This window comes from Bacteroides sp. HF-162, from assembly GCF_015679285.1.
GTDB lineage: Bacteria > Bacteroidota > Bacteroidia > Bacteroidales > Bacteroidaceae > Bacteroides > Bacteroides uniformis.
The window spans coordinates 3392235-3405240 of record NZ_CP064937.1 but is presented as its reverse complement, the minus strand read 5'-3'; the positions used below and the strand labels follow the sequence as shown (position 1 = coordinate 3405240).

6 protein-coding genes are annotated in these 13006 nt (G+C 46.8%); all 6 read left to right on the top strand.

All coding sequences use genetic code 11. The features are described 5' to 3' along the window. The first annotated feature begins 198 nt into the window (after positions 1-198). From ITJ87_RS14265 to ITJ87_RS14240, 6 genes are read left to right on the top strand one after another with little or no spacing between them, the layout of a single operon-like run. On the top strand, positions 199-3201 hold the full coding sequence (locus tag ITJ87_RS14265; RefSeq protein WP_117964535.1) for a TonB-dependent receptor: 3003 nt from the start codon (positions 199-201) through the stop codon (positions 3199-3201). Positions 3202-3215: 14 nt separating this feature from the next. Continuing rightward, positions 3216-4706, top strand: a complete 1491-nt coding sequence (locus ITJ87_RS14260; RefSeq protein WP_158562823.1) for a RagB/SusD family nutrient uptake outer membrane protein — start codon at positions 3216-3218, stop codon at positions 4704-4706. Positions 4707-4725: 19 nt separating this feature from the next. Continuing rightward, positions 4726-6222, top strand: a complete 1497-nt coding sequence (locus tag ITJ87_RS14255) for a SusF/SusE family outer membrane protein (protein ID WP_117964537.1) — start codon at positions 4726-4728, stop codon at positions 6220-6222. Between the two features lie 13 nt (positions 6223-6235). Further along, on the top strand, positions 6236-8041 hold the full coding sequence (locus tag ITJ87_RS14250) for a glycoside hydrolase family 66 protein (RefSeq protein WP_117964538.1): 1806 nt from the start codon (positions 6236-6238) through the stop codon (positions 8039-8041). A gap of 34 nt (positions 8042-8075) precedes the next feature. Continuing rightward, positions 8076-10574: a glycoside hydrolase family 31 protein gene (locus ITJ87_RS14245; protein ID WP_117964539.1), complete on the top strand. Its 2499-nt coding sequence runs from the start codon at positions 8076-8078 to the stop codon at positions 10572-10574. A 21-nt stretch (positions 10575-10595) separates the two neighbouring features. Further along, positions 10596-12749, top strand: coding sequence for a glycoside hydrolase family 97 protein (locus ITJ87_RS14240; protein WP_117964540.1), 2154 nt, complete (start codon positions 10596-10598; stop codon positions 12747-12749). Positions 12750-13006 lie beyond the last annotated feature (257 nt).

Genomic DNA, 13006 nt, shown 5'->3' with positions numbered 1-13006 from the left:
TACTTTTTTAGTTGGGTAATAATTTTATATATTATTGGTATATAGCGGTTTAAGCCTTTTTGAATGATGTAAACCACTACTTTTTTACTCTTTCCTCCACTATTGGTTTCTCTTATCTGATACATTTGCATTGTTCCTCTTCGGAAAGAGTGACACATGTGATTTATGTTTTTATTATTAACTTTAAATTCTTATATTATGCAAAAGTACAAAATGCCAATCAGCAGGCTACGGATGATGGTTTGTCTGATAGGAATGTTACTTCCGATGTGCATGTTCGCACAGCAAATTACAGTACAAGGTATAGTGAAAGACCAGACCGGTGAAACGGTTATTGGCGCCAGTGTAATGGAAAAAGGAACCACAAATGGGACAATAACCGGTATTGACGGTGATTTCTCTTTGAACATGTCTTCGAACGGTACTCTTGTCGTTTCATTTGTAGGCTATAAGACTCAAGAGGTGCAGGTGAAGGGACAGAAACAGCTTCAGGTAGTTTTGTCTGAAGATGCCGAAATGCTGGATGAAGTGGTGGTGATAGGGTATGGCACCATGAAGAAAAGCGACCTTACAGGAGCAGTGTCCTCCATCGGTAACAAGGATATCAAGGATTCCCCCGTATCCAATTTGGGACAAGCCATCCAGGGAAAAATCTCAGGTGTGCAGATTGTAGATGCCGGTAAACCGGGAGACAATGTATCCATCAAGATTCGTGGTTTGGGTTCTATCAACAACTGCGACCCGCTGGTCGTGATTGACGGAGTGCCTACCGACTTGGGCTTGTCTTCCTTAAATATGGCCGATGTGGAACGTTTGGATGTATTGAAGGATGCTTCGGCCACAGCCATCTACGGTTCCCGGGGAGCTAATGGAGTTGTGATGATTACCACCAAACGCGGTACGGAAGGAAAAGGAAAACTTGCTGTATCTGCCAATTACTCTTTCCAAAATGCTACGAACGTACCTTCTTTATTGAACGCGGCGCAGTATGCCGAGTTGAGTAATGACATGATGGTGAACAGTGGACGCAATCCTAATCCGGAATGGGCCAATCCTTCTGAATTGGGTGCAGGTACCGACTGGATGGATGAATTGCTCCGTACGGGTGTGATGCAGAACTATACGGTAAGTTATTCCGGCGGTAACGAGAAATCCCATTATTATGTGTCCGGTGGTTTTCTGGATCAGTCCGGTATCGTGAAGAGTGTGAATTACCGTCGCTTCACATTCCAGTCCAACAGTGATGCGCAAGTCTTGAAATGGTTGAAGTTCTCCAATAACATTACGTTCAGTGCCGATACGAAGAAGTCGGGCAGCTATAATATAGGTGATGCGCTGAAAGCGCTCCCCATTTATCCGGTGAAGAATGAAGATGGCAGTTGGAGTGGCCCTGATGGTAACTCGGAATGGTATGGCAGCACGCGCAACCCCATTGGACCGACGGAACTGAACAAGAGTCAGACTGATGGATATAACTTCCTGGCCAACTTGACGGCAGAACTTACTTTTACCAAATGGCTTAAGTTTAAAAGTACTTTCGGCTATGATGCCAAATTCTGGTTCATAGACAACTTTACCCCCAAGTATAACTGGAAACCCACTCCCACAGAGGAGACTTCACGTTATAAGAGCGATAACAAGTCGTTCACTTATTTGTGGGACAACTATTTCCTATTCGACCATACTTTTGCAGAAAAACATCGTGTGGGATTGATGGCCGGTATGTCTGCCCAATGGAACACCAACGACTACCTGAATGCGCAGAAGAATGTGTTTATGTTCGACAATGTGCACGAAATGGATAATGGCGAGAAAATGTATGCCATCGGTGGAAACGAGACAGAGTGGGCATTGCTCTCTTACATGGCACGTGTCAACTACTCTTACGAAGACCGCTATTTGCTGACTGCAACCATTCGTCGTGACGGTTCCAGCCGTTTCGGTAAGAAACATCGCTGGGGTACTTTCCCTTCCGTATCTGTGGCATGGCGTGCCTCTCAGGAAAAGTGGTTTCCAAAAAACGACTATATCAATGACCTGAAAGTGCGTGCGGGATACGGTGTGACCGGTAGCCAGGCAAGTGTTGGAAACTACAGCTATCTGGCATCCTACAATACCAGTGTATATCCTTTCGGCATTTCGAGCGGCAATCAGACAGCGCTGGTTTCTTCTACTCTCGCCAACCCGTATATCCATTGGGAAGAGGTGGCACAAACCAACATCGGTTTTGATGCCTCACTGTTCAATTCACGCGTTATGTTCTCGTTCGATGCTTATCTGAAGGAGACGAGAGACATGCTGGTAAAGGCGTCTATCCCCATCACATCGGGATTTGAAGATACTACAACCACGTATACCAATGCCGGAAAAGTACGTAATCAAGGTATTGAAATGAGTCTGCATACCATCAATCTTACCGGTGAACTGGGATGGGAAACGAACGTGACCGCCACTTACAACAAGAATAAAATTAAGGATTTGAACAGCGACGTTCCTTATTACATTAACCAAATCAATAACTCCTATGTAACGATGCTGGCAAAGGACTATCCCATTAATGTCTTCTACGGCTATGTTACGGACGGAATCTTCCAGAACCAGTCTGAAGTGAATACACATGCCGTGCAGCCGGGAGCTGAGCCGGGTGATATCCGTTTCAGGGATTTGAACAACGATGGTGTCATCAATGATAGTGACCGTACCGTCATCGGTAACCCGAACCCAAGTTGGCTGTTCTCTATGAACAATAGCCTTTCCTATAAGGGTTTCGAACTTTCTGTTTTCTTACAAGGTATAGCCGGAAATAAGATATACAATGCCAACAATATCGACAATACCGGTATGGCAGCCGCCTATAACCAGACTACCGACGTACTGAAGCGTTGGCAAGGAGAGGGGACCAGCAATTCGATGCCGCGTGCCGTGTTCGGCGACCCCAATCAGAATACACGCGTGTCAGACCGCTTTGTGGAGAATGGTTCTTATCTGCGTTTGAAGAATATCACACTCTCATACACTTTCCCGAAGCAGTGGTTACAGAAAGCCCAGATTGAGAATGCACGCCTTTCCCTATCTTGTGAGAATGTGGCTACCATCACCGGATATTCCGGTTTCGACCCTGAAGTGGGTATTAACGGAATAGACCAGAACCGTTACCCCATTTCCCGTACGTTCAGCTTAGGATTAAACTTTAACTTTTAATGATTGACTCGGATATGAAAAAGATAACAAATTTACTATATATGCTGGCAGTATTGCTGCTGGCTTCCTGCAGCGACTTTCTGGACAAGTCTCCTAAAAATACGGTTGACCCGGAAACGACGGTGACCGATGATGTGGCCATTGCTCTGACCAATGCCTGCTATCGCACCCTTCAGTCTTCCAATATGTACAACCAGCGTATCTGGACACTGGATATTGTGGCGGGTAACAGTTTGGTGGGTGCCGGTGGCGGTACCGACGGCCTTGAAACGATACAAGCTTCTAACTTCATAACGCAGAGCGACAATGGCATGGCATTGTACATGTGGCGTTCTCCCTGGGTGGGGATAGGACAATGCAACATTGTGTTGAATAGTCTTCTGGAGGCTGAAGTCGTGTCAGAGAGAATCAAGAACCGCTGTCTGGGAGAGGCTTATTTTCTCCGTGCACATTATTACTATGTATTGGTACGTCTGTACGGTGGTGTTCCACTGCGTTTGGCTCCTTATAATCCGGGAGAACCGACAGACATTGCACGCGCTACAGTCGAAGAGACTTATGCCCAGATAATTTCCGATTGTAAGAATGCGGTTGACCTGCTTCCTGCCAAGTCTTCTTACGACGACGAGAACGTGGGACGTGCCTGCAAAGATGCAGCTTTGGCCATGTTGGCAGATATTTATCTGACGCTGGCTCCTAATCATACGGAATATTATCAAGAGGTGTCTGATTTGTGTGATGAGATAACAAATTTGGGGTATGACCTTTCTTCCTGCAAGTATGAGGACAATTTCGATGCATTGGTCAATAACGGGCCGGAATCTTTGTTCGAGGTCCAGTATTCGGGCAATACGGAATATGATTTTTGGGGAAACAATCCGCAGTCTTCCTGGCTTTCTACTTTCATGGGTCCCCGTAATTCGGACTTTGTTGCCGGCAGTTATGGCTGGAACCAGCCTACAGAAGAATTTGTGGGTCAATATGAGAGCGGTGACAAACGTAAGGATTTGACCGTGCTTTATGCCGGATGTCCGGATTTTGACGGTAAGGCTTACAAAAGCTCTTATTCCAATACGGGATACAATGTACGCAAGTTCCTGGTGTCGAAAACGGTTTCTCCGGAATACAATACCAATCCTGCCAACTTCGTGATTTATCGTTATGCGGACGTCCTGCTGAAGAAGGCCGAAGCTTTGAATGAAATGGGACGCTCTGACCAGGCTGCCGTGCCTTTGAATATTGTACGTAAGCGTGCCGGACTGCCGGAGGTTTCGGGCTTGTCACAGGAAACCATGCGTGAAAAGATTATCCATGAGCGCCGCATGGAACTAGCTTTCGAAGGGCATCGCTGGTTCGACATGATTCGTGTCAACAATGGAGAGTATGCCATTAAATTCCTGCAGTCCATTGGAAAGAGCAACGTGAACAAGAACCGCTTGCTGTTCCCTATTCCGCAGACGGAGATGGATGCTAATACCTTAATGGTGCAGAACCCGGGTTATTAATTAATTTAATCAGAAGAATATGAAGAAATATATTTCACACCTTGTATTTGCCTTACTGGGCTGTGCAGCCTTATCTGCTTGTGTAGATGATGATTACATGGAATTGGATAAAGGACAGAATGAACTTGTACTGACGGCCAGCAAGACGGAAGTTGTTTTGAATGAGCAGGCACATGCCGATGATGCCCTGGAGCTTTCCTGGACTACGGGAATCAATTATGGGACGGGTAATAAAATTTCCTATACGCTGGAATTGGCCAAGACCGGCAGTGATTTTGCAGATTCTTATGTAGCTGTGGAGAATGCCGTACAAGAATACTCATGGAAAAAGAGCGTAGAGGAATTGAATGACATCCTGCGCAACCATTTTGGGGCAACTGCCGGGGAGAACATTTCGTTGGAAGCGCGCTTGACAGCTACTGTAACGGAACGGGACGAAAAACAGGTGTCTACCACTGCTTTCAGTGTTACAGCCTATAAACCGCTCACATCCACCCTTTATCTGATAGGTAGTGCCACTCCGGGCGGCTGGAGTGCCGATGATGCGACAGAGATGACCCGCAAGGACAATGGTATCTTTACATGGACGGGCCGGCTTGTGGCCGGTGAATTTAAGTTCATCACGACCTTAGGCTCATTCCTGCCCTCTTACAACAAAGGAACAGATGGATTGCTGGTTCTTCGTAGCAGTGATGACCAGCCGGATGAACCTTTTGTTGTCGAAGAAGACCATAATTACATCGTCGAAGCCAATCTGTTTACCGGTGTTCTTACATTGACCCAGACAGAGACGTTGGCACCTGCCTACGACCAGCTTTATTTTGTGGGTAACGCTACGGATTGGGGATTCGTGAAGATGAAACAAGATGTGCTCGATCCATACTTGTTCCGCTTCGGCAAGTTCTTTGAAGTGGGCAAAGGAGGGGAATTCAAGTTCGGAACCTCCGATGGAAGTTGGGAGAACATGTATAAGGCCAAGAATGCCGATGCTGCTTATACCGATACAGAAGTGGTGTTTGTGAAAGGGTTCGACCCGGACAATAAATGGGTGCTGAAAGATGGGGAATGCGGCAAGGCCTACAAGATTTGCATGGATATCCGTAGTGGTAAGGAACGCATGATGATGAGCGAATTTACTCCGTATGAGATGATTTATATGGTAGGTGATGCTACTCCGGCCGGTTGGACGATTGGTGATGCTACGCCGATGCAGACAACGGATAATCCGTATGTGTTTACTTGGAAAGGTACGCTGAATGCCGGTGAGTTGAAATTTACTTGTGATAAGCAGGAAGATTGGAATGGAGCCTGGTTCATGCCGGCTGTAGCAGACAAACAGCCTGCAGGAGAAACAGAACCGATGCTTTTCCTTGATAAATCAGACGAAGCGTTCAAAGCGCAATATCTGGACGTGATGGTAGGCGGCATCGACCAGAAGTGGAAGATTACGACAGCAGGTTCCTATCTGATTACTTTGAATCAGCTGGAAGAGACAATTTCAATCGTGAAACAATAGGTATCTACAATAGATGAAGAAGATAGTTTATGCAACAATGGTAGCCTTGCTGCTGGTTGCATGCAGCAAGGAGAGTGATGATACCGGTAGCGGTACCGGTGGAGGCGGAGAGAGTGGAGGGGTTACGGAAGTAACCCCAGTCACCTCGGACTTGACGGTCAATCTCACTACCGACAAGGCATGTTACCGGCCGGGCGAGAGTGTTTCTTTTACAGCTGACGCCCTTCCTGCCGGAGCTAAAATCCGCTACCGGACAATGGACAAGGTTGTATCGGAGCAGGCTGCTGTCGGTACTACTTGGACTTGGACTGCTCCGGCAACCGATTATACCGGTTATCTGGTGGATGTATACCGTACAAAAGAGAATGGAACAGAGGTTATTCTTGGTACTATTGCCGTAGATGTATCCAGTGACTGGACACGTTTTCCACGTTATGGTTTCGTTGCCACTTTTGATGCTTCGAAAAAGGTGGATGGAGTGATAGAGAAGGAGATGGCTTTCCTGAACCGTTGCCACATTAACGGGGTACAGTTTCAGGATTGGCACAACAAGCATCATTGGCCGTTGGGCGGTACGCGTGAGCATCTGGACGAGGTCTATAAGGACATTGCCAACCGGGAGGTCTATACCGAGGTAGTGAAGAAGTATATCTCTACACAACACAGCCTGGGCATGAAGTCCATGTTCTACAATCTATGTTTCGGAGCTTTGGACGATGCCGTTTCCGACGGAGTAAAGGAAGAATGGTACATATTCAAGAACACGGGACGCATGGATAAGGATTCGCATGACTTGCCCTCCAGTTGGAAAAGTAATATCTTCCTACTCAATCCCGCCAATACGGAATGGCAGGCATATATTGCCCAGAGAAACGATGATGTTTATGCCAATCTGGACTTTGACGGTTATCAGATAGACCAACTGGGAAACCGGGGTGACCGCTATGACTATGATGGCAATAAGGTAAATCTGCCTAAGGGATATGCCTCGTTCATCGAAGCCATGAAACAGAAGCATCCGGACAAGCGTTTGGTGATGAATGCCGTCTCCAGCTATGGAGCTTCCCAGATAGCTGCTACGGGTAAAGTGGATTTCCTTTATAATGAAGTATGGGGCGATGAGGCAGGCTTCAAGGATCTGCACACCATTATCAAAGCGAACGATCAGTATGGCAACCATGCCTTGAAAACGGTGTTTGCCGCATATATGAACTATGACAAGGCAGGTAGCAGTACCGGTGAGTTCAATACACCGGGTGTGCTGCTGACGGATGCTGTGATATTTGCTTTGGGAGGCTCTCATTTGGAATTGGGTGACCACATGCTATGCCGCGAGTACTTTCCAAGCACGGCTTTGCAGATGAACGATGTACTGAAAATAGCCATGATTCGTTATTATGACTTTATGACGGCTTATCAGAACCTGCTTCGTGATAAAGATACGGAGGCGGAGATTTCCGTTTCTCTGAACTGTACGGATGCTGCGCGGAATCTTTCTCTGAATGCATGGCCGCCGCAGAAGTCTGCCATCACTGTATATGCCAAGAATGTAAATGGCAGGCAAGTCATTCATCTGCTCAACTTCCTCAATGCGGATAACTTAAGCTGGAGGGATCTGAACGGAACAATGCCCGAACCGCGTCTGGTGTCCGACGTGCCGTTGAAGATGAATGTTTCCGGTAAAGTGAACAAGATATGGGTTGCATCGCCCGATTTCCATGCCGGTGCTTCGCAGGAACTGGCATTCGAACAGAAAGACGGCACGGTTACCTTTACCTTGCCCTTGCTGAAGTACTGGAGCATGCTTGTGATGGAATAAGAATATCCAATAAAGGAACAAACAGATTATAGTAATGAAGAAATATATATTTTTATTTTTTGCCGTCTGTGCATTTTCAGTATATGCGAATGCACAGAACCGCACCGGAGACTGCACTTCCTATACCAGTGACGACCGCAGTGTGACCTTCTATTTAAATGACAGTTCTGCCATACAATTACGTCTGTGTAGCCAGTCTACGGTACGTATATGGTTTTCTCCCGACGGTAGTTTCCAGCGGAGTAATCCTTCCTTTGCCGTCGTCAATGAGGACTTGGAGGATGTCGGTACCGTCCATGTGGACGAGCAGAATGCCTGCTACGAGATTTTTACCCCTAAACTCCGTATCCGGGTAAACAAGTCTCCGTTTAACTTACAGATATTCGACAAGTATCAGAAACTGCTGTTCAGTGACTATGCCGATAAGGGGCATATCAGTGACGGACAGCGCAAACTGGAATACAAGACCCTCCGTCGTGACGAACACTTCTTCGGTTTGGGAGAAAAGACCGGCAAGCTGGACCGTCGCGGCGAAGCCTACAAGATGTGGAACAGTGACAAGCCTTGTTATAGTGCCGTTGAGGACCCGCTCTACAAGAGTATTCCGTTCTTTATGAGCAGTTATCGTTATGGTATTTTCCTGGACAATACGTATAAAACCGAATTTAAGTTTGGTACGGAAAGCCGCGATTACTACAGTTTCGAGGCTCCTGGGGGAGAGATGATTTATTATTTCATCTTCGGGAAGGATTATAAGGAAATCATGAAGCAATATGTCGACCTGACGGGAAAACCCATAATGCCTCCTAAATGGGCATTGGGCTTTGCACAATGCCGGGGACTGCTGACGAGCGAGAAATTGTCTTATGAAATAGCTGAAGGCTATCGTAAGCGTGGAATTCCTTGTGATGTTATTTACCAGGACATAGGCTGGACACAGTATTTGCAGGATTTTGAGTGGCGGAAAGGGAACTACGAGAATCCGAAAAAGATGCTTGCAGACCTCAAGGATATGGGCTTCAAGGTGGTGGTTTCGCAAGATCCGGTCATTTCACAAGCCAATAAGCGGCAATGGGAGGAAGCTGATAGGTTAGGGTATCTGGTAAAGGACTCCACCAACGGCAGGAGTTATGACATGCCCTGGCCCTGGGGCGGTAATTGTGGCGTAGTGGACTTCACCCTTCCTGCTGTGGCAGACTGGTGGGGAGCTTATCAGCAGAAGCCCATTGATGATGGCATTGCCGGTTTCTGGACTGATATGGGTGAACCTGCCTGGAGCAATGAGGAGCAGACGGAACGCCTGGTGATGAAACACCATTTGGGCATGCATGATGAGATTCACAATGTTTATGGTCTTACGTGGGATAAGGTGGTGAAGGAGCAGTTTGAAAAACGGAATCCTAACCGTCGCGTATTTCAGATGACACGTGCCGCTTTTGCGGGCTTGCAACGCTATACTTTCGGCTGGACCGGTGACTGTGGAAACGGTGATGACGTGACGCAGGGTTGGGGACAGATGGCCAATCAGATTCCGGTACTGTTGTCTGCCGGTTTGGGAATTATTCCTTTTACTACTTGTGACATTACCGGTTATTGCGGAGATATAGAGGATTATCCTGCGATGGCTGAACTTTATACGCGGTGGATACAGATGGGCGCTTTCAATCCCCTGAGCCGCATTCATCATGAGGGCAACGTGGCTGTGGAGCCGTGGCTGTTCGGCGAAGAGGCCGAGAAGAATGCCAAGGCAGCCATCGAATTGAAGTATCGTCTTTTGCCTTATATCTATACGTATGCCCGCGAAGCACACGAAACGGGGTTGCCTCTCATGCGACCGATGTTTCTGGAATATCCGGCAGATATGGAAACGTTCTCTACGGATGCCCAGTTCATGTTTGGCAGCGAACTGCTGGTTGCTCCGGTGGTAAAGAAAGGAGCGCGAAACAAGAATGTGTATCTTCCTGAAGGAACTTGGATTGACTACAACAACAAACACACAGCATATAGCGGTGAGCAATGGATGACGGTGGATGCTCCCCTCAATACTATTCCTATGTTTGTAAAGCAGGGAAGTATCATACCTCAAATGCCGGTCATGAACTATACGGATGAGAAACCGGTCTATCCGGTTACGTTTGAGATATTTCCTGCTGCAGCGGGCAGTGAAACTACCTTCTCGCTTTATGAAGATGCAGGAACTGATTTAGGATATTTGCGTGGAGAGTTCATGCGCACTCCTATTACTTGCCAGACTACCGACAAAGGCTATACGCTGAAAGTAGGTACACGGACTGGTGAGAAATATAGCTTACCCGGCCAACGAAACCTGATGTTCTGCATCTATACGGAACAGATGCCGAAAACAGCTTTGCTGGACGGTCAGAAAATCAAGAAAACGAATGTCGGAAAGCTGGAAGAAAATCGGGAGACAGAGTTTACGATAACTGCCTGGTGTCCCGACAAGAAGCAGGGGACCTGCCTGCTGAGGTTGCCGGATGATGGAAAGGAACATATCATTGAGTTTATCTATTAACACAAAAAACATATCATTATTATGAAGAAATTTGTACTTAGCGCGGCTTTGTTTTTTTCTGCCCTGGCGGGGAATGCTGAAGGCATTTCATCCCCTTCGGGCATGGTGAAGCTGGATTTTGAACTGACAAAAGACGGGAGACCAGCCTATCAGGTGGATTATAAAGGGGCTCCTGTCATCAATCCCAGTACGTTGGGATTGGAACTGAAAGGAACTACCAGCCTGATGGATGGTTTCAAAGTAGTAAGGACTTCTACTTCCACTTTCGATGAAACCTGGCAACCGGTGTGGGGGGAGACAAAAGATATCCGCAACCACTACAACGAATTGCTGGTAGAACTTGAACAACCGTCTACCACTCGTTTTATGAATATCCGTTTTCGGGTATATGATGACGGCGTGGGATTCCGTTATGAGTTTCCGCAACAGAAGAATCTGGTTTATTTTGTGATAAAGGAAGAGCATTCCCGGTTTGCCATGACCGGCGACCATACTGCCTGGTGGATTCCGGGAGATTATGATACCCAGGAATATGATTACACGGAGTCCAAACTCTCTGAAATCCGTGGACTGCTGCAGGGAGCTGTGAGTGACAATGCGTCACAAACTGTCTTTTCGCCGACGGGTGTCCAGACTTCCATACAGCTTAAAACAGCTGATGGAGTATACCTTAACCTGCACGAGGCAGCCTTGGTAGACTACTCTTGCATGCATCTCAACCTGGATGACAAGAACCTCGTTTTTGAATCCTGGCTGACCCCGGATGCCCAAGGAAATAAAGGGTATATGCAGTCTCCCTGCCATACTCCCTGGCGTACGGTCATGGTCAGTGATGATGCCCGTGAGATACTGGCCTCCAATTTGATTCTCAATCTGAATGAGCCTTGCAAGTATGATGATACCTCCTGGATTAAGCCGGTGAAATATGTCGGCGTATGGTGGGAAATGATTGCAGGGGGAAAGCCCTGGGCATATACTTTTGACCTCCCTTCTGTGAAACTGGATGATACGGACTATTCCAAGGTGAAACCGAACGGCATTCATCCGGCCAACACGGCTAATGTGAAGAAGTACATAGACTTTGCTGCCGAACACGGTTTTGACCAGGTATTGGTGGAGGGTTGGAATACGGGTTGGGAAGACTGGTTCGGTAATTCCAAGGATTATGTTTTCGATTTCGTGACTCCTTATCCCGATTTTGACATCAAGTATCTGAATGAATATGCCCATTCCAAGGGCGTCCGTCTGATGATGCACCATGAAACATCGGCTTCCGTCCGTAACTATGAGCGGCACATGGAAGCTGCCTACCGTCTGATGAATAAATATGGATATAATTCGGTAAAGAGTGGCTACGTAGGCAATATGATTCCCCGTGGCGAGCATCACTATGGACAATGGATGAACAACCATTACCTATACGCCGTGACCGAAGCTGCCAAACACAAGATAATGGTCAATGCCCATGAAGCGGTACGTCCGACCGGTTTATGCCGTACCTATCCCAATCTGATAGGCAATGAATCTGCCCGAGGCACGGAGTACGAGGCTTTTGCTGGTAACAAGCCCTTCCACACAACGGTACTTCCGTTTACCCGTTTGCAGGGTGGTCCGATGGACTATACGCCCGGTATCTTTGAAATGGACATCAATAAGTTGAATCCGAACAGCCATACGCATGCCAATACTACCTTGACGCGTCAGCTGGCACTTTATGTCACTATGTACAGCCCTCTACAAATGGCTGCCGACCTTCCTGAGAATTATGAGCGTTTCATGGACGCTTTCCAGTTCATCAAAGATGTGGCTGTGGATTGGGACGACAGCCGCTATCTGGAAGCTGAGCCGGGACGTTACATCACTGTTGCCCGTAAGGCAAAAGGTACGAATGACTGGTTTATCGGTTGCACCAGCAGTGAGCACGGACATGCTTCAACTCTGAAACTGGACTTCCTGGATGCAGACAAGCAGTATATTGCAACCGTCTATGCCGATGCAAAAGATGCCGATTATAAAACAAATCCGCAAGCTTATGTTATCCGTAAAGGTATCGTTTCTCCCAAAACGGTCTTGAAACTGAAAGCTGCCTCCGGTGGTGGCTATGCCATCAGCATCATGGAGGTGAAAGATAAATCTGTATTGAAGGGACTGAAGAGGCTTTCCGGGAATATCTGATTTACGGGCATAAAAAAAGGAGTACCGCTGTACTCCAACCTTTGTTAACCTTAAATCTAATACTATGAAAAACACATTGCAAAGATACGGACTTCTGATAAATCTGCAAATTATCCAACTAAAAAAGTATGTTTTATAACACTTATTAGCTGTTTATCCCTTTGCTTCTATTTTTGTTAACAAAAAGGATGCGAATGTGTCAAAAGCACATGAAGACTTTTATAATGTTATAATATTAGGCGCGGATTACGCGGAAT

Bases quoted from the DNA above. Each gene is read 5' to 3' on its own strand.
- ITJ87_RS14245 (WP_117964539.1), top strand. From the start codon at position 8,076: ATGAAGAAATATATATTTTTATTTTTTGCCGTCTGTGCATTTTCAGTA.
- ITJ87_RS14250 (WP_117964538.1), top strand. From the start codon at position 6,236: ATGAAGAAGATAGTTTATGCAACAATGGTAGCCTTGCTGCTGGTTGCA.
- ITJ87_RS14260 (WP_158562823.1), top strand. From the start codon at position 3,216: ATGAAAAAGATAACAAATTTACTATATATGCTGGCAGTATTGCTGCTG.
- ITJ87_RS14240 (WP_117964540.1), top strand. From the start codon at position 10,596: ATGAAGAAATTTGTACTTAGCGCGGCTTTGTTTTTTTCTGCCCTGGCG.
- ITJ87_RS14265 (WP_117964535.1), top strand. From the start codon at position 199: ATGCAAAAGTACAAAATGCCAATCAGCAGGCTACGGATGATGGTTTGT.
- ITJ87_RS14255 (WP_117964537.1), top strand. From the start codon at position 4,726: ATGAAGAAATATATTTCACACCTTGTATTTGCCTTACTGGGCTGTGCA.